This window comes from Vibrio sp. F13 (assembly GCF_020806305.2).
Lineage (GTDB): Bacteria > Pseudomonadota > Gammaproteobacteria > Enterobacterales > Vibrionaceae > Vibrio > Vibrio crassostreae_C.
Genome location: NZ_CP170176.1, coordinates 1,204,322 through 1,226,924, shown reverse-complemented (window position 1 = coordinate 1,226,924; position 22,603 = coordinate 1,204,322). Strand labels below are relative to the sequence as shown.

Sequence of the window (22,603 nt, the reverse complement as noted above, 5' to 3'; positions counted from 1 at the left end):
TACGTACCGCCTTTCGGTTCTGATATAAGGATCAAATATGCTGTCTGATATTGATATTTGTCGCTCTACTCCCCTTAAAAACATCAGTGAGGTTGCCAAGCAAGCTGGCCTGCACCACAACGAACATCAGCCATTAGGGCAATTCAAATCTAAAGTGTCTCTCACGTCACTTGAACGCCTCGCCAACCAACAAGATGGTAAATTAGTCGTAGTCACGGCGATCACACCGACACCTCTTGGTGAAGGCAAAACCGTCACTACTATCGGATTAGCACAAGGCCTCGCAGAGATTAACCAATCTGCAATGGCCTGCATTCGCCAGCCTTCAATGGGTCCGGTATTTGGTGTAAAAGGTGGCGCTGCGGGTGGTGGTTACTCTCAAGTTGCCCCTATGGAACAATTAAACCTGCACCTGACGGGCGATATTCATTCTGTTACGGCCGCTCACAACCTCGCCTCTGCCGCCATTGATGCACGTTTGTATCATGAACAACGGGAAGGCTTAGAGGCGTTTGAAGCGCGTTCTGGCTTAAAAGCCTTGGATATTGACCCAAGCAGAATCGTTTGGCGACGTGTACTTGACCACAATGATCGCGCACTACGCATGATCACGGTTGGCAAGAACGAAGCAGACAAAACAATTAACGGCTTTGAGCGAGAAGATGGATTTGATATCTCAGCTGCTTCAGAGCTAATGGCCATTCTTGCTCTAGCCAATGACCTTCAAGATTTGAGAAAGCGCATCGGACGAGTGGTACTTGCCTACAACAAACAAGGCTTGCCGTTGACCGCAGATGACTTCAACGTTGCAGGCGCAATGACCGTAACCATGAAGGATTCTATTGAACCAACATTGATGCAAACCCTTGAAGGCGTTCCTACCCTAATTCACGCCGGGCCTTTCGCGAACATCGCACATGGTAACTCTTCAATTATTGCCGATAAGATAGCGTTAAAACTGAGTGACTTTGTCGTGACCGAAGGTGGTTTCGGCTCAGATATGGGCTTTGAAAAAGCGTGCAACATAAAAGCAAAAGCGTCGAACAAAAAGCCCGATTGCGCTGTGGTTGTTGCAACATTACGTGGATTAAAGGCCAACTCTGGTTTATACGATTTGAGACCCGGCACTCCATTACCAGATTCAATTTTTAATGATGACCAAGACGCGCTAATTGCAGGCTTTGAGAACCTAAAATGGCACATCAACAACGTTAAGCAATACCAAGTGCCTACAGTTGTTGCGATTAACCGATTCCCACAAGACTCAGCTCAAGAGCTCGATGCTTTGAAACAGATGATCACCGACTTCGACTCAAGCGTTAACGTTGAAGTAAGCGAAGCATTTGGTCAAGGTGGCGAAGGCGCGACTCAACTGGCTCACGCTGTAGTCAAAGCTTGCCAAAAACAGAGTGAATTTAAGCCTTTGTATCACTCAGAGCAAAGCCTAGAAGAAAAGCTGATGGCAGTTGCTGAAGTTGGTTATGGCGCGGCAAGTATTTCGCTATCTCCACTGGCTAACAAACAACTGGCTGAATTCAAACTGCATGGCTATAGCGACCTATCAGTTTGTTTGGCAAAAACACCACTATCGATCTCGACAGAAGCACACGTAAAAGGTGCACCAACCCAATTTGACGTGCCTGTTAGAGAACTAAAATTGTGTGCTGGTGCTGGCTTTATTTACGCGTTGTGCGGCAATGTAATGACCATGCCAGGCTTGCCTGACAAACCGGCGTTCATGTCGTTAGATATTGATAGTAATGGAAATATCGTCGGCCTAAGCTAGCTGCCCTTAGTTAGATAATCGGCAATTAATCGCGATTAATTTAGCTTAGGTTTCGGAGCAGTGTTCTATATTGAGCAATCATTTACTAACGAAGTGATTGCTCAACAATCAAGCTTAACTGCAAAAAGTTGCACTTAAATCGTAGTTATATGCGAATCTTGTCTTAACTTCTGGGTCAAGATCACATTAAAAACCCTATAAAATATATAGTATTGCGCTGATTCTTTGAGGACAGTGATGAATACAAGTATAAAAAAACTAGTCAGCCAATTTCTATGTACCATCTTTGCCCTAGGACTAGTCCCTGCCCTCTACATTAACTCTGAATTTGACAGGGTTGAAGCTCAGCACACGCTAAATATCCAACAGTCCAGCCAGAACCAGATCGAATACAGCTTTCATGAACTCGCTGTTATTGTTGAGCAAATCTCTAACTCTGTTCCGTCAATCGCCGACTCTCAAACACTACTCCGAGCGATTCGAGAACCTTCTATTATCCATAAAGAAACCCTGCAAGATCTTTGGGTGATGTTAGCTCGTGGCCAAAAATACTATTCCCAGCTTCGTTATCTCGATCTAGCCGGCAACGAAGTGTTCCGCGTTAACTACAAAGACGGTCGAGCCACTGTCGTCCCCGAGAACGAACTGCAGAACAAATCATCTCGAGATTACTACCAGATGCTTCAGAAATTAGAGATTGGCGATGTCAGATCCAGAGGCATTGACCTAGAAATGGAAAATGGAGAAATCATCCACCCGTTAACGCCGGCGCTTCGCATTATGACGCCAGTCGCTGAAGGGAATCGAATTATTGGTTACTTCATTGCAAATCTAAACATGCTAGAGATTTACAACCGCCTTCATTACCAAATTGGAGACTCAGATGCAGTCCCGGTCATTCTAAACAAAACTGGTCATGTCATCATGGGCCCTGACCCAGCTGAATCATTTGGGCATGTGATTGAATCACGTTCAGACAAGACATACGCAAAGCTATACCCAGAGCTTTGGAAAGACATTCAAGACAACTCTTCGTCTAGCTATTTCGATGGTAAGAACTGGTATTTCCACTCGGACATCAGCCCAAAGATAAAGCAGTTTGCAGGCCCTATTTACATGGTTCTTCACATTGAGAATCAGCATTTCAGCAGTCAATACCGACAAGAAAAACAAGCGATTGTCGTTCAGATCATCACCTTGTCTTTCTTGATTTCGATGATCTCCGCTGGCTTTGTATTGTGGAACAGTAACCACAAGAAGAACAGTATCGATAGTCAACTGGCTAAAGCCGCGATGAATGGTATGTCTGCCTTAGTGATTACCGACAGAAACAACCGTATCATCAAGGTAAACCAAGAGTTCACCCGTGTTAGTGGCTACGAGTTAGAAGACGTAAAAGGCCGCCAACCATCCATGTTTGCCTCTGGTCGCTACAACGAAGAGTTCTACATCAAGATGTGGAGCATAATCACTAAGACTGGGGTATGGGAAGGCGAAGTGGTCAATCGCCGTAAAGACGGATCTTTGATCACGGAAATATTGCGAATCCAAACCATTAAAGACTCGAAAGACGTGATTCAGTTTTATGTCGCTTCATTTGTGGATATCAGTAAACACAAAGAGCTAGAAAACAAACTGAGAAACCTGAGCGAAAAAGATGCCTTAGCTGGGTGTTGGAACCGCCGTAAGTTCGATCTTGAGCTGAGAGATGAGTGCTCTCGTGTGAATCGATACCCTACTCGCGAACACTCTTGCTTAGCGATCTTGGACATAGACTATTTCAAACGCATTAACGACAGATTTGGTCACGATTATGGTGATCGCGTCATTCAAACCGTTGCTGAGGTATTACAACGTGAGTGTCGAGAAACTGATTTTGTGGCTCGCATTGGTGGTGAAGAATTTGGCGTTATTCTGCCTCATACCACAACTGAAGAAGCTGAATATGTGCTTAACAGATTGAGAATCGCAGTCAATATTGAGCTCGACAACGTGGTGACGGTCAGTGGCGGAATCACCAACCTGACCAACGACCCTACTCTCAACTACAAGTGTGCGGATTTAGCACTCTATGAAGCCAAAGCCGCAGGTCGAAACAGTGTTTGCCTGTTCCTAGACAGCGAAATGAGCGAAATCGCCTAACAGAAAATCAGTATTGTTCCGCTAGGCTATCAGTTTGGCGGTTTAACAACCCAATCCTTTCAATCAGCTTGGTGCTGGATAGAACTCTAACTTTTTCCCTTCTACCACCAGAATACAATCCATGTTCGCAGCATGAGCAGCCTGCTTACCTAAGTTCGTATCTTCAAACACAACACACTGCTTTGGCTGTAATCCCATACCAAAACAAGCATCTAAGAAGGTATCCGGATTTGGTTTGTGATTCTTCACATCTGTTGCTGTCACTAGGATATCCAGCTTGCTCAAAATATCTGTTTTGTCCAACAACTGTTCGGCACTTTTACGTTGACTGCCCGTTCCGACTGCAATCTTCTTGTTACCCAGATGCTCTAACAACAGAGAGTGAGTACAAGGGATAACGTCTCCTTTGTCTTCAATAGCCGCAAACGACGCCATTTTAAACGTAGAAACCGCTTGTGGGTCGAGCGATAAACCGTATTTGCTGTTCACCTCACCGGCTATCTTATAACTCGGCATGCCACCTAAACTATGTAGCCAAGACGCTTCAAAATGAAAACCAAACTCTTCAGCCGTTTGCTGTCACGCCTTTACATGTGCAGGCATTGTATCGATCAACGTACCGTCCATATCAAAGATTAATCCTTCATATGCCGTTAAATCTATTTTCATCACTACTACCACTCTTTAATAAAGTTACTGATACCATAACCAATATTCAGTATCATGGCGCCATATTACCGTTCAAAATGGATGTTTATGTTACAAATATCTAATTCTGTTTCGATTCAAGACTGGGAACTTCAGTTAACAGCGATCAGAGCACAAGGAGCCGGCGGTCAGAACGTCAATAAAGTATCGAGCGCGATACATTTACGTTTTGATATCAAGCACTCTACCCTACCTGACTTCTATAAAGAAAAGCTCCTCGCACACAAAGATAGCCGCATCACCAAAGACGGTGTGATTATCATTAAAGCGCAACAGTATAGAACTCAGGAACAAAACCGAGATGATGCTTTAGTGCGCTTGAAAGAATTGATCTTGGAAGCGACAAAGGTTCAAAAAGTAAGACGAGCAACTAAGCCGACGCGTGGCTCTCAGAAAAGACGTTTAGAAAGCAAAAAACAAAGAAGCACCACCAAACAGCTGCGTGGAAGAGTGAGCTGATGGCTTCATGCCCTCAGAGAACACATTACCCTAGAAGTATCTGTCAATTTGACTAACGAATCGATCTATTACGCTGTTTATTTGAAAGAAAGACTACTGCTTCTTTTTGACCGACAAAATCAGCTTGATCAACAACAGGCGCTCTTCGCTGGTCAGCAGACGACTGACCGCAGCTACATCTTCCGCTGTTACTTGTGATGCGCCAACAATATCAAGCACCACATCCAAATCCGTCACTTTTAAGGTTCTAGTGATTGAACGATACTGAGACATCTTGATGTCCGCCTCTCCGCGTTCAATCCTTTGATAGGTTTTTAAGCTCATTCCTGCACTCGAGGCTAACTTTTCTTGAGACAAGTTGGCTTGTTTCCTACGCTCAATCAGCGCCAATATTATGGGTTCTTGTGACATAAGCTCATCCTCAAAAGACAGTTATGTCCTAAATTCAGCAAGAAGCAGACCATATTGACTTGTGATGGTTTACATAAGCCATCAAAGGCATATTATTCGCTTGATAAAACCGTTACGTTTCATAAACCTTCACACTGATATCAGTTGTGAACGTACGGCTAGGTAACTTGAGTATTCAAGTGTTGGGAAATTAGAAAAATTGCAAATTGCGAATAAGAAAGACGTCATATTGGAAATTGCGAATCGTTATAAATTGGCATTTCCTTGCATTAAGCACGCATTAGAAACGGACAATGCCCGCTCCGAAATTATTGCAGTGCAGCATAGGCTACTCACTTACAAAGAAGTATTACTTCACCAGAGTATGCTGGATGACAAGGAAATGAAGCAAGCTTTTGAAGCACTCAATTCAACAGAGAAACAGATAGTAAAGAGTGGTATCAAGACAATTAACGATACTGTTAAAGAGATCGATGAGATCATTGAGAAATACGGCAGGAAATCGACCCTAGAATTGAACTAACAGAGAAGGTTTGAGCTACCATCTGGGGATGGTGCATAGTCGACAGAAAAAGCGAACAACAGGTAAGTCGACGATATCCAGAGACATCATGTCGACTTACACATTACATTAAGTTCTGCGTAATAGAGTAGATCTCAAGCCTGCAAGCAACATCAGCATGCCAAGCAATCCAAATGAAACACTACCACCGCTGCTTGAACCAGATGAACTAGTGCCAGCGTAAGCCGCGCGCTTAGCGTCTGTTGAAACAAATTTAGCGGTTTCAGTTCCTGCAATCACACTATCAATCCAACTCTCATAATTATAGATTTCAGTGAATACTGATGTGACGGTAACGCCCTCAGTAATGTTGCCACCACCACACGTTTCAGGACCAAAACTTGTAATACCTACTTGTTTATAATCAGTACCATCTTTCCAGTAAACAGGCCCACCAGAGTCACCCTGACAAGTACCGCCATATAAGCTAGAGAAAACGCTATAGTCACCAATAAAGCATATTTGATTATCAGTTAGGTTCGAACCTGAGAAAAATGCCGCTGCACATGTCGTGTTATCGACATAGTTGAGCGATGCTTTTTGTAATAAAGTAGTAGCATCGACACCAGATTCAGTATCTCCATGTCCCACAGCCGTAAAAGCCTGTAAGGAACTTCGATAGGTTTCGTTGTCTGGGCGTTTCACAACATCATTAACTGAATCTATATTGAGCGCGCTTTCAAGTTTTAAAATTGCCACGTCATTACGCAACAAATCGTTCAAGCTATTTGAATAATTGCTAGGATAGAACACCTCAGATACGCGAATTTTTTCAATGCTTCCATTTGGGAACTGAGAAGTGTCTTGTAATTGTGGGACGACAACAGTAAATAACTGAGCGTTCTCATCACCATAAATACAGTGTGCTGCCGTCAGAATATGCGTTGGATCTAAAATTGTAGCTCCACAGTAAGGGCCTGTAGAGTAAACACCGTCATAATCAATACGATCAATGAACAAGCTTGCCATCGAAGGAAATTCCGTGACTGAAGCGTCGCTACCATTCACAATATAGGGTGTTACACCCACATCAGGAGTACTTTCGTCCGTGTTTTCCGTTGCCATAACACTTGATGTGTAAATTAATGGCGCTAAAAGCCCTAAAACGGCTTTACGAACCGGACTCATTGTATGGTTTACGTTCATAGTTAACTCCTTGTAACCCCTACTACTTATTTACAAAAATGATGAATCGTCACCATAACACGTCACAATCGTGATTATAGTAAGTATTTGTAACGATATCGCCACATATCTCATTTTATAAACGAATTTTAAGTAACCGTTGTTAGTGGGTAACGTTAAAAGCAATACGTTACCAAAGACATACGCTACCAAAATCAAAAAAGCCTACCGTTAGGCTTCCCAATAAAGAGAAGCAAACAATAGGCTTTCATTTAGCTTAGTGGTTTATCTTAAAAGAGATTAGCCACGATAGTAACGCTGAGGTACGAATGGCATTTTTTCTACTGTCATTGGTAGCTTCTTGCCACGAACGTCAGCGAATACTTCAGTGCCAATTGTTGCTAAGTCTGTACGAACGTACGCCATAGAAACAGGCTTGCCGGCGTTAGGACCCGCAGTACCGCTCGTTACAACACCAATCTTGTTGTCTTCAGCATCGAACAATTCAGCACCTTCACGTACTGGTGCTTTAGTTTGACCAACAAGACCAACACGTTTACGTTGAACATCTTTCGTTGCGATTTGCTCAAGGATGATATCAGCGCCTGGGAAACCGCCTGCACGCTCACCGTCAGTACGACGAACTTTTTGAATACCCCATAGAAGGCTAGCTTCTACTGGTGTTGTCGTTGTGTCTAGGTCGTGACCATATAAACATAGACCACACTCAAGACGAAGTGAGTCACGAGCACCAAGGCCAATCCACTCCACTTCTGCTTCTGATGTTAGTTTACGAGCAAGTGCTTCAGCGTGATCGTTCGGTACTGAGATTTCGTAGCCGTCTTCACCGGTATAACCACTGCGGCTCACGATGCATTCTACGCCGTCGATATCGACTTTTTGAACGTCCATGAACAGCATGTCTGCAACACTTGGTTGGAAACGAGCAAGAACTTCAGACGCTTTAGGGCCTTGAAGTGCTAATAGAGCGCGATCATCAATCACTTCCATTTCTACGTCAGCTGGAAGGTGCGCAGTTAGGTGGTCGATATCTTGTGTTTTACAAGCCGCGTTAACAACAACAAACAAGTGATCGCCTAGGTTAGCCACCATCAGGTCATCCATAATGCCGCCCTGCTCGTTAGTAAAGAACGCATAGCGCTGTTTACCAGAAGGAAGGTCAATAATATCTACAGGAACCAAAGATTCTAAGACAGCTGCTGCGTTTGCGCCATGAAGACGAAGTTGCCCCATGTGAGAAACATCAAAAAGACCAGCAGCGTCACGAGTGTGTAAGTGCTCTTTCTTTACACCCAGTGGATACTGAACTGGCATGTCGTAGCCAGCAAAAGGAACCATTTTTGCACCGACTTCAACGTGAAGCGCATGCAGAGGTGTTTGTAGTAGGTCTTGATTAGCGTGTTCTTGAGTCATTTTATTCTCCATGAAGCGTTGCAGGCTTTCCAAATCGAATCTGCCGCTTATATCTCTATTTAGAGTCGCCTCTAACGATATGGGTTAACGTTAGAAACAGTAGATAGTAAAAAGTGATGTCTTCTATATAGGCTTTTATTACTAGCGATATAAAAAGAGGCTTCTGTATAAAAGCTATACGACTCACTTTCTAAGAATTCACTTCAGTAAACTTCAATCAACATGAGTAAACCGTGTTCACTATAGTAAACAAGCCTGAGTCAGTTTTACACCCTTAACAAGATTAAAACAGCTCAAAATGTGACATTTAACAATTTAAAAACAATTTTCAATCGCATACAAAAACGCGATATTGATGCTTTTCACACCAATATCGCGTCTTTTGGCAAACGTTAGAAACAAAAGCAAACGTTTGCATTCACTATAAGAAATTCTAACTTTGTTAACTTATTTTGCAGTCACCCACAAAATCAGTGCATCTTCTGTACTAGTAGAAATCAACATATGCCCCATGTTGGCGTCGTAATACATGCTGTCACCTTCGCTCATGGGTACCGGCTCATAGAATTCTGAGTAGAACATCACATCACCAGAGATCACCATCAAGAACTCTTCACCATCGTGGCGAACCCAATCGTTATACTCTTCAAAGGTGCGTGCTCTCACTCGGCTCTTGAACGGCATCATCTTCTTATTCGAAAGTTCTGTCGCCAGCAGTTCATGCTCGTAAGTCGGAGTTGGGTGAGGTTTACCCTGGCCTGCTTTAGTTAAGTCACGACGTCCTGTGGCAACTTTTTTTCTTGGCGGCTCAAAGAGTTGCGGCATATCGATTTGCAAACCCATAGCCAATTTCTGCATCGCTTGGAACGTCGGTGAGATTTGTTCGTTCTCAATTTTACTCAGCGTTGAACGTGCCAAACCAGTGCGTTGGCTCGCCTCTTCTAACGTAATGCCCAGCTTGCTGCGGATATCTTTAATACGCTGGCCGAGCCTAAGTGGTTCGATATTCTGATCTAACGTCTCTTTAGCCAACGTTAAAGATGGGTACTCATCATAAATGTCTTCTGACATAGGTCCCTCATTTATTTCTTACTTCCTGTCTATTGATTTCATTGTTGCATGAAGCGCTTTGTTGATTAAAGAGCACACAGGAAAATAAAGCGTGCTCCCTGTAGCAAAATGAGAAAAACTGTTTCCTATTGGAAATTTTTGTTGAAAATTGATTTTATCGGAGCTATGTTATCGACTTGTTAGATGAAGAGATGCTACTTCAGCTTGCAGCAAGTGATAGATTTAACATTTGTAAGAGCTGTTTTTTACCCGAAATTTTTGGGAACCAATTCGTGCTGCATTGACCCTACAACGATTGCTTTGACGCTATGGTCGTATAAATAAGAAGCAACGCACTATTTATACACCTAAATAACGCAAACGATACCGATGCAGAAATCAACGTAAGACCTAATGGACTATAAAAACAATCACCATTAGCTTAATGAAAGGTCTCGACAATGAACGCTTATCAAAACCATAGCTTAGACAGTTTTTTCTCTACGAACCTATCTGCGACTGACGACGCAGTATTTGCTGGAATCCAAGCAGAGAACACTCGTCAAAACGAACAAATAGAACTTATTGCTTCTGAGAACATCGTTTCTAAAGCAGTAATGCAAGCTCAAGGCACTTGCCTTACCAACAAATACGCAGAAGGCTACCCAGGTCGTCGTTACTACGGTGGTTGTGAGCACGTAGATACAGTAGAAGCTATCGCGATTGAACGTGCTAAACAGCTATTCAAGTGTGAATACGCGAACGTACAACCTCACTCAGGTGCTCAAGCGAACGGCGCAGTTAAACTTGCCCTACTTCAACCTGGCGACACTATCCTAGGTATGTCTCTTGACGCTGGTGGTCACCTTACGCACGGTGCACGCCCTGCGCTTTCAGGCAAATGGTTCAACGCAGTTCAATACGGCGTAGACCGCGACACTCTTGAAATCGATTACGAAGCGGTACGCGCTCTCGCTATCGAAAGCAAACCTAAAATGATTATTGCTGGTGGTAGTGCTATCCCACGCGTTATTGATTTCGCTAAGTTCCGTGAAATCGCTGACGAAGTTGGCGCTATCCTAATGGTCGATATGGCACACATCGCAGGTCTTATCGCGACAGGTGCACACCCTAGCCCACTGCCACACGCGCACGTTGTAACGACAACGACACACAAAACACTTCGTGGCCCACGCGGCGGTATGATTCTGACCAACCACGAAGACATCAATAAAAAGATCAACTCTGCAGTATTCCCAGGCCTACAAGGCGGCCCACTAATGCACGTAATTGCGGCTAAAGCTGTCGCATTTGGCGAAGCACTTGGCCCAGAATTTAATACTTATATTAATTCAGTGATCGATAACGCAAAAGTTCTTGCTGAAGTGTTGCAAACTCGCGGTTGTGACATTGTGACTGGCGGAACGGACACGCACCTAATGCTGGTTGACCTTCGTCCTAAGGGCTTGAAAGGTAACGTAACTGAAGAAGCATTAGAGCGTGCTGGGATCACATGTAACAAAAATGGCATACCATTCGACTCAGAGAAGCCTATGATTACTTCGGGTATTCGTTTAGGTACGCCAGCTGGAACCAGTCGTGGTTTTGGCACTGAAGAATTCAAACTTATCGGTGAATGGATCGGTGATGTTCTTGATGGCTTAGTTGAAAGCCCTGAAGGCAACGCTGAAGTTGAGCAACGTGTTCGCAAGCAAGTTAAAGAGCTTTGCAAACGCTTCCCTCTTTACCGTTAATCCGTTTTTAAGATTTAAATTAAAACCTCATAAATTTTTGGAGAATAAGCAATGGACAATACACTTAAGTTTGCAGACAGCCACGAGTGGGTAAAAGACAACGGTGACGGTACTGTAACTATCGGTATCTCTGAGCACGCTCAAGAGATGCTAGGTGACGTTGTGTTTGTTGACCTGCCTGACACTGAAGACGAAATTGAAGCTGGCGAAAGCTTCTCTCTAGTTGAGTCAGTTAAAGCTGCTTCTGATATCTACGCGCCAATCTCTGGTGAAATCGTAGAAATCAACGAAGAACTAGAAGATAGCCCAGAGCTAATCAACGAAGAACCTTATGAAGGTGGTTGGATTGTTAAAGTGAAGATGTCTGATGCGTCTGAACTAAACAACCTTAAAGATGCGGAAGAATACCTAAGCTCTATCGAAGAAGACTAATAGGTAACCTCATTACGATAAAGCTGCTCTTGTGAGCAGCTTAATTTTAGGGGCTAGCTCACGGCTCCAGAGAGAAAGTAGAACGATATCATGACTGAATTACTTCAAAGCCAATTACTGAAAGACTTGGGTACACAAAACGAGTTTGTTGCTCGTCATAACGGCCCAAATAAAGCAGACCAGCAAAAAATGCTTGAAGCGATCAACGCGACTAGCCTAGACGCACTGATCGACGAAACGGTTCCTGCACAAATCCGTCTTGAAAAACCAATGACACTTGCTGCGCCACTGAGCGAAATGGACATGCTGACCTCTCTAAAAGAGATCGCTAACCTAAACCAAGTGAAACGTACTTTCATTGGCCAAGGCTACTACAACACATTCACTCCAAACGTTATTCTACGTAACGTTTTAGAGAACCCAGGCTGGTACACAGCTTACACACCATACCAACCAGAGATTTCTCAAGGTCGTCTTGAAGCTCTACTGAATTACCAACAAATGGTAATGGACCTTACAGGTATGGAAATCGCGAACGCGTCTCTTCTTGACGAAGCGACAGCGGCTGGCGAAGCAATGACACTGTGTAAGCGTGCTGGTAAAAGCAAGAGCAAAGTATTCTTCGTTGCTGACGATGTTCACCCTCAAACACTAGAAGTTGTTAAAACTCGTGCTGAGTACATCGGTTTTGAAGTAATGGTTGGCGCTCTTGAAACACTTCCAGAGCAAGACGTATTTGGTGCGTTAGTTCAATACCCTGGTACAACGGGCGAAGTTCGTGACCTAACAGACATCATTGCGAAAGCTCAAGCAAACAAAACTCTAGTAACCGTTGCTACTGACCTACTCGCATCTGCTCTACTTAAGCCTGCTGGCGAAATGGGCGCAGACGTAGTAATCGGTTCAGCACAACGTTTCGGCGTTCCTATGGGGTACGGCGGTCCACACGCTGCATTCATGGGTACTCGTGAAAAGCATAAGCGTACAATGCCAGGTCGTGTAATCGGTGTTTCTATCGATACTCACGGTAACCAAGCGCTACGTATGGCAATGCAAACTCGTGAGCAACACATCCGCCGCGAGAAAGCGACATCGAACATCTGTACAGCTCAAGCACTTCTAGCAAACATGGCGTCTTTCTACGCGGTTTACCACGGTGCAGAAGGCCTACGTACTATCGCTCGTCGTACACACCACATGACAGCTATCCTAGCGGCTGGCCTGACTAAAGCGGGTTACGAGCTAACAAACAACAGCTTCTTCGATACCATCACAATCAACTCTGAAGAGAAGACAGATGCACTGTACGCGAAAGCACAAGCAGCAAACATCAACTTGCGCCTTCTTAAAGGTAAGATCGGTATCAGCTTAGATGAAACAACCACAGTCGACGACGTGAATGCCCTATTCGCTATCTTCGACGTAAAAGAAGACGTTCAAGCGCTATCTTCTGACATTGCATCAAATGAGTTTGCGGCAATTCCAGAAAACTGTCGTCGTGAATCAGAGTTCCTAACTCACCCAGTGTTCAACACGCACCACAGCGAAACGCAAATGATGCGTTACCTAAAACAGCTTGAGAACAAAGACTTCTCACTAACGCACGGCATGATCCCACTGGGCAGCTGTACGATGAAGCTGAACGCTGCTGCTGAGATGATTCCAGTAACATGGCCTGAGTTTGGTTCAATTCACCCATTCGCACCTCTAGAGCAAGCGGCGGGTTACACAGCACTAGCAAAAGATCTTAAAGAGAAGCTATGTGAAATCACCGGTTACGACGATTTCTCACTACAGCCTAACTCTGGAGCATCTGGCGAATACGCAGGTCTAATCGCGATTCAACGCTACCACGCAAGCCGCGGTGAAGGTCACCGTAACGTTTGTCTGATTCCAAGCTCGGCGCACGGTACTAACCCTGCAACAGCATCAATGGTTTCTATGAAGGTAGTGGTTGTTAAGTGTGATGAAGATGGCAACATCGACATGACAGACCTAGCAGCGAAAATCGAGAAGCACAAAGAAAACCTATCAAGCATCATGATCACCTACCCTTCTACGCACGGCGTATACGAAGAGCAAGTGAAAGAAGTGTGTGAACAAGTACACGCAGCGGGCGGTCAAGTTTACCTAGACGGCGCGAACATGAACGCTCAAGTAGGTCTAACTTCACCTGGCTTCATCGGTTCAGACGTATCTCACTTGAACCTACACAAAACATTCTGTATCCCACACGGTGGTGGCGGGCCGGGTATGGGTCCTATCGGTGTTAAATCACACCTAGCACCTTTCCTACCAGGTCACATCGAAAACGGTGTGCAAGGTTCTGACTACGCGGTATCAGCTGCAGATCTAGGTAGTGCTTCAATTCTACCTATCTCTTGGGCTTACATCGCGCTGATGGGCGAACCTGGCCTAACAGACGCAACGAAAGTAGCGATTCTGAACGCGAACTACGTGATGGAAAAACTACGTCCTCACTACCCTGTTCTTTACCGTGGCACTAACGGCCGCGTAGCACACGAATGTATTATCGATATTCGTCCACTTAAAGAAGACACAGGCATCAGCGAAGAAGATATTGCTAAGCGTCTAATGGACTTCGGTTTCCATGCGCCTACTATGTCTTTCCCTGTAGCTGGCACACTAATGGTAGAGCCAACTGAATCAGAAGATTTAGAAGAGCTAGACCGTTTCTGTGAAGCGATGATCGCAATCCGTCACGAAATGGCAGCAGTAAAAGCGGGTGAATGGCCACTAGACAACAACCCTCTAGTGAACGCACCGCATACACAAGTTGACCTTTCAGGCGCAGAATGGGATCGCCCTTACTCTCGTGAACTTGCTTGCTTCCCATCGAAAGCAACCAAGAACTCGAAGTACTGGCCAACAGTTAACCGTGTAGACAACGTATACGGCGACCGTAACCTAATTTGTTCTTGCCCAAGCATCGACAACTACGAAGACTAATTTTGTAGATTTTAGATAAACAAAAGCGAACCACTTGGTTCGCTTTTTTGTTTTTGGAGAATCAATCATTTCAAGCTGAGAGGTAAAGATCGCGCTAGCTAACCAACAATCCACATATAGACTTTCTATTATCGTTGTTGAATATCTAAGTTTTGGTTCTATTTGTAACGCCAGTAATAAACTTATCTACTTCCGCATAGAACTTGGCCGGATCGTTTTGCACCCAGTGGTTTGCGCCCTCAAATGAAACGTTGTCTAACGTACTAATAAACTCTTTCGCACGCTCACAACCCTCTAGGCTGTCAGCACCCCAAAAATATACTTTAGGTATGGATAAGTTTTCGAAAATTTGTCCCCAGCCAACCACGCCACGGATATCTTGAGTCGCATGTTGTCCGTAGATTTCACTGGCGGTTTGACCAAGAACCTCTGGCTCACATCTTCTAACTGACGAAAGATACTTAACACCTGCTCCGTGTCCCCAAGCCATGGGAAAACGTTTTGAGAAACCTTCTCCTTTCACCCAGTTCGCAAACTCGTCAGTGCTTAGTTCAGAATATGTATCTGTAATAATCTGGGATAGGATGATGCTTTCTTCGTGCAGTCCGCCTTCAGCATTAATGAAACCACGCACGATGCCTCTCGTGTCGTATTCACAAATCAACGTCGATGTATCGCCTCCCCAAGAGTGCCCAAGTAGAAAGCAACCATGGATGCTCAATAAGTCGAGTGCTTTCAATATTCGATTTGCTTGAGTTTCTGTTGAGTGGGATATATTCGAAGCAGGAGAATAGCCATAACCACACAGGTCGAACATGACTAAGTTGTAATTCGGTAGCCAGTCAAACACATCGGCAAAACATAAATGCGACTCACCCAACCCATGAATCAACACCAGTGTTTCCTGAGACTCTTTGATATCAGTCGACAAGCAATAAAGCTGATCACCATCGATCTCTAACCACTTTTCTATCAACACATTATCCTCACACTTCTAATCGCAGACTTTGGATTTATCTTAACGAATCCAACACGATAAGAAAGGTTAATTTGGTTAAGTTTTATAAACTTATTGACCTTACTGTAAGGGGAAGGTTTAAGGTCAACTCACGAGCTCAATATAACTAGGAAACGATTATGGGATGTTGCAATAAAGCGCCAAAAGGTGGAGCCCCTCTTGGCTTACTTTTAAAAGTCACGCTTGGAATTGGGTTATTTGTGTTTCTGCTGGCATTGTGGCAATAGGAGAGTTATCCAGCACTAGATTTGAAGCTAAGACGTGGCGGTATATATCAGAGCAACTTGAACTCAATAAATCCAATGCTTGACCCTATACGGTAAGGTGTTTATATTGTCGCCCGCCCAACGGGGCACATCCTAAAATGCACACCGGCCATCCTGCCATCATTCGTGTATTTATATTGGTGTTGTGAACTTCCATGCTAACGAAACTTCGTCCTTTTACTCGTGAATCGGGTGCGCTTATGCATCTTTCGATTCCAATCATTTTGACTCAAATAGCGACCCAAGCGATGGGGTTTGTCGATACGACAATGGCTGGCCAAGTAAGTCCTGCCGATCTTGCCGCTATTGCGCTCGGCACCAGCCTTTGGATTCCTGTATTACTGCTACTACGTGGCGTGATTATGGCTTTAACGCCTGTAGTCGCTTACCACCGCGGCGCACGTGATTTCCAAAGTATCTCTGTTGAATTCTTCCAAATGGTTTGGTTGGCATTAATTGCTAGCGTATTACTCATCGCTTACTTAGTGAGTGCGAAACCGATCTTAGAATGGATTGGGGTTGCCGCTGAGATCATTCCCATTGGTAGCGACTATGCTTTTGCCCTGGCCTTTGGTGTTCCGGGTATTGCCCTGTTTTATACCTTGAATGGCTTCTGTGAAGGTATGAACAACACCAAAGTGCCAATGATCATTTCTGTGGTTGGTTTGTTGGTAAATATTCCGGTCAACTACGTGCTTATCTACGGTAAGTTTGGCTTCCCTGAAATGGGCGCTGTAGGTTGTGGTTGGGCGACAAGCTTGGTGTACTGGTTAATGTCGGGAATGTTGTATTCCTACATTAAAGGTCATCACCATTACAAGACCATCATCAACTTTTCAGATGCGAAGCCAAAAGCAAAAGAGATGCTTCACCTTCTAAGGTTAGGTTTACCTATCGGGATGAACATCGCGGTGTGTGGCAGTATCTTTGCGGTTATCGCATTGATGATCGGCCGTATTGGTGCCGAGAATGTGGCAGCGGCGCAAATCGCTCTCAATATATCGAGCCTAACTTATGTGATCCCGATGAGTATCTCGTTTGGCATTACGATTCGTGTTGGACACGCTTTGGGTGAAAAAGACGAACTCGGAGCGATTGAGCGCAGCAAAGTCGGTATCTTGGTTGCAGCGTTAATTTCATTGCTTTCGGTTGCGATGTTCTTGCTGTTCCCTGAATTAATCATTAGGCTTTACACCACTGACCCAGTAATCAGTGCAACAGCGGCAGTGTTATTGACCTTTACCGCTATGTACCAATTCAGTGATGCTCTGCAAACCTCTGCAAATGGTGCTCTGCGTGGCTATAAAGATACCAAGATCCCGATGATCTTAGCTATCGCTTCATACTGGGGCTTAGCGTTACCACTGGGTATGGTGTTGGGCTTAACAGACCACATTGTTCCAGCAATGGGTGAAGAAGGCTTTTGGATTGGTATCCTAACGGGCTTGAGCGTTTCAGCGACGTTGATGTTAATTCGCTTACGATACGTGATTAGGAAGCGTGACTTGCCACCAGCAAGTGCTCCATTGGCAAACTAAGACAGAGCATCAAGCTAATACAAAAAAGCGCGTTATTGCTACTCGGCAATAACGCGCTTTTTTATTGAATTTCTATCAATCAGTTAAAGAGTGCGGTTTAACAATTGTTGTTAACAATACGGACTGTACACTCACATCCTTCATCAGGACATTGGCTGCCATTTGTTCGGCCAAAAGAGTCATAAAGAACAAAGCAACCTTGGCGCGTCTCTAGATCCGCGTCCGTTATGTTCGTACTATCTAGTTCAGCTTGGGTAAAATCGTAATCGTAACCAACTACAGTATGTCGGTTACCGAAATCAGACGTTAAGCTGTCATCATCTGACAAGGTAAGGAAATCGAGCATTTTTAATGGTTTATCACCGGACTCTCCTTGACTTTCAGGGCATAGCGTACCCCAATCAACTTCAACGCTACCAATACCAAAGTCAATCACATAGTTACTTTGGTCACCTGGGTTTGTTGCGTCAGGATCAAGCCCTGCGATAATAGCTTTAGAAGTCACTTGCGTGATCACGCCTTCCATCGCACCCGCAACACCTTCAAGTACCGTTTCTCTCGCTGATTCCTGAATACCAAGGAATCTTGGAGCAGCCGTTACCGCTAATACTCCGAGTATCACGATCACGATGATTAATTCCATTAAAGTAAATCCGTTTTTCTTCATGACATCCGCATCTTTTGATAACTTAAATATTCAATAACCCAATGAATTACCTATAACTATACACCTCAAATAGGACTCATAACACTCCACGGCTATCGCTTTTTATAACGCTGGTTGTGGTATTTGTTCCCTTTAGAGGCTGAAAAGATAACTGGAAGCGTTATCACATAAGGTGTCAGCGGGTTTAAATTCGATCAAATGCGTGGTGCAACTGAAAGTATCGATGGAAGAAGGTTTAATTGATTTATTTGAACTGAGGCTCGCTGCGTATAATCAAAGTTAGACCATTTTTGAGTCGCCCTTTGTGTTTCTACACTTAAGAAAGCAAGAAATGAAATAGAATCCATAAAAAAGCGCGTTATTGCCATTTGGTAATAACGCGCATCTATAATCGTTGTACGACTATCGCAACATTAGTTCACTGCTTTCACGTAAGGAAGCACTCGGAATCCATCACGTACTTTTTGGCTTGGAATGTAATGACGGAAAGCTAAGTTAAACACACCAGAATCGTTTTCTGTTTTGATGTTGTTTACTGCATCATCACCACAACCAAAGCTTACGGTGTAAGTGCCGTCTGCATTTTTCTCAGCCGTGTTTGAGCTTACGTTCGCCACTTCACCAAACATGAAACCTTGCTTGTTGTAGACCGTTACCGACCAAAACGCTTGGTTCTTAGGATCATCAAAGGTTGCCTGATGACAAGTGTCTGCTGGGAAGTTACCAGAGACTTCGTAAATATTGTCATCTAACTGCGCGCCACCCCAACCGATAGCCGCACCCACTGCGTACTTCTCTTTGGTAAACATCTCTTTTGAAGCATCTTCAGGGCTGGTAAACATACCAAACGTCGCCTGAGCACCATCGCGTTTCAGTAGTTTCGGCATTTCCATTTTAAGGTTTTTCTCTACCTCATCGAATGATTTCTCATCCACTTGCATTGCCATAAATTTGCCGTCTGCTTTTGCATCAATGCTCATCTGATCTTGGATTTTATGAACTTCATCTTTGGTGAACGTCGCATCAGTACGAACGATGACATACACGTGGTCTCCACTATGAGTAGAAAGATCAAACGTACCTGAACCGTATTGCATTGGCTGAATGCGGTGATCTTCAGTAATCACTTCCATCGACATGTACTTGCCTTCAGGGATCTCAGGTAACGTGACGGTCGCCCCCTTTGATACATTAATTACTGCCATTGAGTAGTAGGTGTCTCGGTTCATTCGAACCACATCCTGTTCATCTGTTGGCGTTAGCTCGCGTTACGTTCCTCTCTTTGATTAAAACACTTAACGACACCAATAAGTTTAGATCCAGCCGAGAAAGCTGTTGTTCGATAGTCATCATAAGACATGCATCTGAGTAATATCACTCGTTAAATAATTGCACCATTGTGACTAACAAACAAGTCTCTGTTTAAACGATGGCATTTATATCCAACTAAAAAGGCGAACCCATCGGTTTAATCATTTTGTTCGCCAGAATCGTTTAGTCGTTACGAATGGGTGATAACAACTCAGGGTTAACCACCAAATTTCTCACACCGTGGGCGTGATCTTCGTTAAAGTCATTGCCTTCACACCAGCTACCTACTGTCGCGATATTTACTTTCGCGACTTGTGGTCTAACGCTCCATGTTACTTGGAAAGGTGAACCTTGCTCATTATAACCAGGACCCGTTGTAGAGCCTGCGTATTGGATCGCTGAGCCCGTATCTTGTGGGATGTTTGGTGCTTGGTGTAAGCCGTTCACTTTTGAATGTTTAGCGAGCGCTTCAAAGTCGGGTGCTTTGTCGTCATTCACTAATACGTAAACTTGGGTTTCTACACGCAGTTGCGGGTTGGTAATCGCATCGTTAAAACAAGCACCCAGTGTTTCACCCGGTTCAACTTGCGCCGTTGAATAAACATAGTGAACTTCAATGGTGTCACCCGAATGCAAAGAACCATGCTCGCTCGGACAAACCTTGCCCTCAAATGGTTTCAGCTCAGCAGAACTCAGCTTGCCTGTGTATTTAAAGCCACTCTGGAATCCCTTACCATCACCGTTACCAGCGTATTGAGTAAACTCTCCACCTTTATGCTCAGCATTTTTATGGAAGTGAATATTACATAAGTTCATCGCTGTTGAATCAGGGGCATCCGAGAACAGCCTAGTATTTTTACCTTCTAATGAACCCAAATCTCGTGGAGCTTGCGGTCCAAAACCTTGTCCTTGGGTATTTTCAGAAAGCTTTGCTCTTTGTTCTGCGATAACACCATCTGATACAGACTCATGGTTCACGTCTGATGCATTTGCATGAGCTGACAACATCACCAATGCGGCACTTAAAAACACACTCTTATTCTTCATTTTTCTTCCCTAGAATATTGATAACTAAACCCAAACCTACTTAACAGCAAACATCTTACTATGCTCATAAGTGAATATAAGGCTTGTCTTTGTAAGATTAGATTTCATTGCTTACTTTGGGATGAGTATTAGAACCCTTGATGCATATAACAAGTCAAACAGGGTAAATTCGGCGAGTCCCTTCCAGAACGAATAATTTCCTATTTACGTTAACCGTCGCCTGACTCAGCGCTCAGATAAGTGAGCACGATTCTTAGGAAGAACGGTGGCCAGATTTAGAAGATCAAAAAAGGCGAACCATCTGGCTCGCCTTCACGTTTCATTCTATCTATTAGGTTGTGGTTCTAAGTTAACGATTTAACCGTTACCGGTGGCAAATATCCCAAACGTCATGACGTTCAATGCATCTGTCACGCCCTCTAGTGATTTAATCACCGTCTTAGTCGGTTTATTATGACGAATAAAATAGCTTCCGATGCCTTTTTCACCGCCACTCTTAGCATCGCTTTCAGTTGTTTCTGTCGCTTCTATTTGAGAAGGCTCCACTGATTCTGGCTCTGCATTGGCGTGAGCTATCGTGTCTTTATTTGAATCAAGGTTAGTGAGTGGTTGATGATTAACGATTGAATCATGGGAAGAATCAACGCTGGTCTCAGCGTTTGTATCCTTTGAAGTCTCGAGATTACTCTCTCCCTCTATACTTTTCGACATAGCGTCTTCGTTGCTCAATGTCTCGTCGTCTAGCTGATGATTACTCGTTGAAGAACAGGCTGTTAAGAAGAACAGGCTAACGATGAATATGAGTAATTTTCTCATCATAATGATAAAGCACGAATTAATAAAACATTGTTCGATTGTATTTTATTTGGCTGACGACATCCAGTGATAAGCGGAGTAAACACGAACAGTCACGGTCTTGAAGAGTAAACCAAAGCGTACGGGTTTAGTGCTTAAGAATAATAATTCGAGAGCTCAATTAGGTTGCCCGCCGCTTATCATCTGAAAGGTGGTGTCAGTTAGGCTTGAGGATTCACACGCTATAAGCTTAATCTTTACTGGAACACAGTTCAGAGATTCGGTCACACATGGCTTGGTTGACTGCGAAGTGGGTGTTGAGGAATGCTAGTTGGGCAAGTGCCGATTCAGCGGTGCGCTCGTAGCCTTGGGTAAAGGTTGGTAGCAATTGGGCAAACTTAGGGAAGCGTGCTTCTAGCCTTCTATCCGACATAAATTCATCAACGAATTCAGGCTCAGACTGTTCAGTTTGATCCACAAGATCGATCAAACGATCGAGTGCGTAAGATTGAACGAACCGACTGCCCGACAGCTTTTCGCCTCGGTTATAACGAGACATACCCACATAAAGATTGGTTAGAGCCTCACCAATGATCCAATCTTGGGAATTAGTGTCTGTCTCCCCTTTTATTGGTGAAACACAACACTGTGTATCAAATTCATGTTGCTGCCAAACAATACGCCCTTCAGCAAACGGAATGTGCGCTAACTCGTGGGGTTCAAACACTGCAAACTCACAAAAGATTCCGTCAGCGTACAGAACTTTATAGCCATCGACGGTATTTCTCACTGCGTAGTCGATTGAGTGAATATCAGATAGCCAATGCAAACTGTCTAAGAAATACTGCTTGTGCCCTGTTTGCACTATTGCGAAAAAATCGACATCTGAATACTGATCAAGTCGTTCTGTTTCAATACCTACTGAGCCCAATCCCAGTAAAGCATGAGCCTTACCCGATGCTTCCAAAGACTCCCCAATCGCATCTAAACGCTGTAGTAATTTTTCTGGTGTGTTTATATGTCTTGTCTGCATCACTTTATCCGTTTGCATTGCTAAATCCCTATCAAGTTGAATGCCACTCAACCTAACTGATAGTTAGAACATCTAAGAAGCTTAATTTATAAAAT

17 protein-coding genes and 2 pseudogenes are annotated in these 22,603 nt (G+C 44.0%); 8 read left to right on the top strand and 11 right to left on the bottom strand.

Annotated features, from left to right (window positions below):
* The first annotated feature begins 37 nt into the window (after nucleotides 1-37).
* Together LMH68_RS20360 and LMH68_RS20355 are read left to right on the top strand one after the other, a co-directional pair.
* Entirely contained in the window at nucleotides 38-1,786 is a 1,749-nt protein-coding gene (locus tag LMH68_RS20360; protein WP_229647535.1) for a formate--tetrahydrofolate ligase, read from the top strand.
* Between the two features lie 237 nt (nucleotides 1,787-2,023).
* Nucleotides 2,024-3,928: a GGDEF domain-containing protein gene (locus tag LMH68_RS20355; protein ID WP_102331910.1), complete on the top strand. Its 1,905-nt coding sequence runs from the start codon at nucleotides 2,024-2,026 to the stop codon at nucleotides 3,926-3,928.
* A gap of 63 nt (nucleotides 3,929-3,991) precedes the next feature.
* Here LMH68_RS20355 and LMH68_RS20350 read toward each other — a convergent pair.
* A pseudogene (locus LMH68_RS20350) lies at nucleotides 3,992-4,597 on the bottom strand (beta-phosphoglucomutase family hydrolase).
* A gap of 87 nt (nucleotides 4,598-4,684) precedes the next feature.
* Between LMH68_RS20350 and arfB the strand changes: the two are divergent.
* The gene (gene arfB / locus LMH68_RS20345) at nucleotides 4,685-5,095 is read left to right on the top strand and encodes an alternative ribosome rescue aminoacyl-tRNA hydrolase ArfB (RefSeq protein ID WP_017059842.1); all 411 of its coding nucleotides are present in this window, start codon (nucleotides 4,685-4,687) and stop codon (nucleotides 5,093-5,095) included.
* A 93-nt stretch (nucleotides 5,096-5,188) separates the two neighbouring features.
* Here arfB and LMH68_RS20340 read toward each other — a convergent pair whose 3' ends face one another.
* Complete coding sequence (locus LMH68_RS20340) at nucleotides 5,189-5,506, bottom strand: helix-turn-helix transcriptional regulator (RefSeq protein ID WP_017059843.1); 318 nt, start codon at nucleotides 5,504-5,506, stop codon at nucleotides 5,189-5,191.
* A 199-nt stretch (nucleotides 5,507-5,705) separates the two neighbouring features.
* Between LMH68_RS20340 and LMH68_RS20335 the strand changes: the two genes are divergently transcribed.
* Entirely contained in the window at nucleotides 5,706-6,029 is a 324-nt protein-coding gene (locus LMH68_RS20335) for a hypothetical protein (protein ID WP_229647536.1), read from the top strand.
* Between the two features lie 108 nt (nucleotides 6,030-6,137).
* Here LMH68_RS20335 and LMH68_RS20330 read toward each other — a convergent pair whose 3' ends face one another.
* The 3 genes from LMH68_RS20330 to LMH68_RS20320 all read right to left on the bottom strand — a co-directional run bounded on the left by LMH68_RS20330 (nucleotide 6,138) and on the right by LMH68_RS20320 (nucleotide 9,698).
* A complete protein-coding gene (locus LMH68_RS20330) occupies nucleotides 6,138-7,214 on the bottom strand; it encodes a S1 family peptidase (RefSeq protein WP_229647537.1) in 1,077 nt (358 codons plus the stop codon).
* Nucleotides 7,215-7,493: 279 nt separating this feature from the next.
* Nucleotides 7,494-8,627 carry a glycine cleavage system aminomethyltransferase GcvT gene (gcvT, locus tag LMH68_RS20325; RefSeq protein ID WP_229647538.1) on the bottom strand — a complete coding sequence of 378 codons (1,134 nt, stop codon included), beginning with the start codon at nucleotides 8,625-8,627 and terminating at the stop codon, nucleotides 7,494-7,496.
* Between the two features lie 447 nt (nucleotides 8,628-9,074).
* Nucleotides 9,075-9,698, bottom strand: a complete 624-nt coding sequence (locus LMH68_RS20320) for a helix-turn-helix domain-containing protein (protein ID WP_017059847.1) — start codon at nucleotides 9,696-9,698, stop codon at nucleotides 9,075-9,077.
* Nucleotides 9,699-10,138: 440 nt separating this feature from the next.
* On the opposite strand from LMH68_RS20320, the gene LMH68_RS20315 reads away from it, so the two are divergent.
* The 3 genes from LMH68_RS20315 to gcvP all read left to right on the top strand — a co-directional run bounded on the left by LMH68_RS20315 (nucleotide 10,139) and on the right by gcvP (nucleotide 14,833).
* Entirely contained in the window at nucleotides 10,139-11,431 is a 1,293-nt protein-coding gene (locus tag LMH68_RS20315; RefSeq protein WP_229647539.1) for a serine hydroxymethyltransferase, read from the top strand.
* A 51-nt stretch (nucleotides 11,432-11,482) separates the two neighbouring features.
* On the top strand, nucleotides 11,483-11,863 hold the full coding sequence (gcvH, locus tag LMH68_RS20310) for a glycine cleavage system protein GcvH (RefSeq protein WP_017067508.1): 381 nt from the start codon (nucleotides 11,483-11,485) through the stop codon (nucleotides 11,861-11,863).
* Between the two features lie 90 nt (nucleotides 11,864-11,953).
* Nucleotides 11,954-14,833, top strand: a complete 2,880-nt coding sequence (gcvP, locus tag LMH68_RS20305) for an aminomethyl-transferring glycine dehydrogenase (RefSeq protein ID WP_229647540.1) — start codon at nucleotides 11,954-11,956, stop codon at nucleotides 14,831-14,833.
* 145 nt (nucleotides 14,834-14,978) lie between these two features.
* Here the strand turns inward: gcvP and LMH68_RS20300 are convergent, their stop codons facing one another.
* A complete protein-coding gene (locus tag LMH68_RS20300; RefSeq protein WP_229647541.1) occupies nucleotides 14,979-15,812 on the bottom strand; it encodes an alpha/beta fold hydrolase in 834 nt (277 codons plus the stop codon).
* Nucleotides 15,813-16,272: 460 nt separating this feature from the next.
* Here LMH68_RS20300 and LMH68_RS20295 point away from each other — a divergent pair, with 460 nt between their 5' ends.
* Nucleotides 16,273-17,655 (top strand): MATE family efflux transporter, encoded by a 1,383-nt coding sequence (locus LMH68_RS20295; protein ID WP_229647542.1) that lies wholly within the window; start codon nucleotides 16,273-16,275, stop codon nucleotides 17,653-17,655.
* Nucleotides 17,656-17,752: 97 nt separating this feature from the next.
* Here LMH68_RS20295 and LMH68_RS20290 read toward each other — a convergent pair whose 3' ends face one another.
* The 5 genes and pseudogenes from LMH68_RS20290 to LMH68_RS20270 form a co-directional block, all read right to left on the bottom strand.
* On the bottom strand, nucleotides 17,753-18,298 hold the full coding sequence (locus tag LMH68_RS20290; RefSeq protein WP_206360670.1) for a type II secretion system protein: 546 nt from the start codon (nucleotides 18,296-18,298) through the stop codon (nucleotides 17,753-17,755).
* 437 nt (nucleotides 18,299-18,735) lie between these two features.
* Nucleotides 18,736-19,590, bottom strand: a pseudogene (locus LMH68_RS20285) (DUF1254 domain-containing protein); the annotation flags it as partial.
* A gap of 226 nt (nucleotides 19,591-19,816) precedes the next feature.
* Nucleotides 19,817-20,680 carry a delta-class carbonic anhydrase gene (locus LMH68_RS20280; RefSeq protein ID WP_229647543.1) on the bottom strand — a complete coding sequence of 288 codons (864 nt, stop codon included), beginning with the start codon at nucleotides 20,678-20,680 and terminating at the stop codon, nucleotides 19,817-19,819.
* A gap of 357 nt (nucleotides 20,681-21,037) precedes the next feature.
* Nucleotides 21,038-21,499 (bottom strand): lipoprotein, encoded by a 462-nt coding sequence (locus LMH68_RS20275; RefSeq protein ID WP_102331902.1) that lies wholly within the window; start codon nucleotides 21,497-21,499, stop codon nucleotides 21,038-21,040.
* Between the two features lie 226 nt (nucleotides 21,500-21,725).
* A complete protein-coding gene (locus LMH68_RS20270) occupies nucleotides 21,726-22,526 on the bottom strand; it encodes a hypothetical protein (protein WP_229647544.1) in 801 nt (266 codons plus the stop codon).
* Nucleotides 22,527-22,603: the final 77 nt, after the last annotated feature.

Bases quoted from the DNA above. Each gene is read 5' to 3' on its own strand.
- LMH68_RS20360 (WP_229647535.1), top strand. From the start codon at position 38: ATGCTGTCTGATATTGATATTTGTCGCTCTACTCCCCTTAAAAACATC.
- LMH68_RS20355 (WP_102331910.1), top strand. From the start codon at position 2,024: ATGAATACAAGTATAAAAAAACTAGTCAGCCAATTTCTATGTACCATC.
- arfB (WP_017059842.1), top strand. From the start codon at position 4,685: ATGTTACAAATATCTAATTCTGTTTCGATTCAAGACTGGGAACTTCAG.
- LMH68_RS20340 (WP_017059843.1), bottom strand. From the start codon at position 5,506: ATGTCACAAGAACCCATAATATTGGCGCTGATTGAGCGTAGGAAACAA.
- LMH68_RS20330 (WP_229647537.1), bottom strand. From the start codon at position 7,214: ATGAACGTAAACCATACAATGAGTCCGGTTCGTAAAGCCGTTTTAGGG.
- gcvT (WP_229647538.1), bottom strand. From the start codon at position 8,627: ATGACTCAAGAACACGCTAATCAAGACCTACTACAAACACCTCTGCAT.
- LMH68_RS20320 (WP_017059847.1), bottom strand. From the start codon at position 9,698: ATGTCAGAAGACATTTATGATGAGTACCCATCTTTAACGTTGGCTAAA.
- LMH68_RS20315 (WP_229647539.1), top strand. From the start codon at position 10,139: ATGAACGCTTATCAAAACCATAGCTTAGACAGTTTTTTCTCTACGAAC.
- gcvH (WP_017067508.1), top strand. From the start codon at position 11,483: ATGGACAATACACTTAAGTTTGCAGACAGCCACGAGTGGGTAAAAGAC.
- gcvP (WP_229647540.1), top strand. From the start codon at position 11,954: ATGACTGAATTACTTCAAAGCCAATTACTGAAAGACTTGGGTACACAA.
- LMH68_RS20295 (WP_229647542.1), top strand. From the start codon at position 16,273: ATGCTAACGAAACTTCGTCCTTTTACTCGTGAATCGGGTGCGCTTATG.
- LMH68_RS20290 (WP_206360670.1), bottom strand. From the start codon at position 18,298: ATGGAATTAATCATCGTGATCGTGATACTCGGAGTATTAGCGGTAACG.
- LMH68_RS20280 (WP_229647543.1), bottom strand. From the start codon at position 20,680: ATGAAGAATAAGAGTGTGTTTTTAAGTGCCGCATTGGTGATGTTGTCA.
- LMH68_RS20275 (WP_102331902.1), bottom strand. From the start codon at position 21,499: ATGATGAGAAAATTACTCATATTCATCGTTAGCCTGTTCTTCTTAACA.
- LMH68_RS20270 (WP_229647544.1), bottom strand. From the start codon at position 22,526: ATGCAAACGGATAAAGTGATGCAGACAAGACATATAAACACACCAGAA.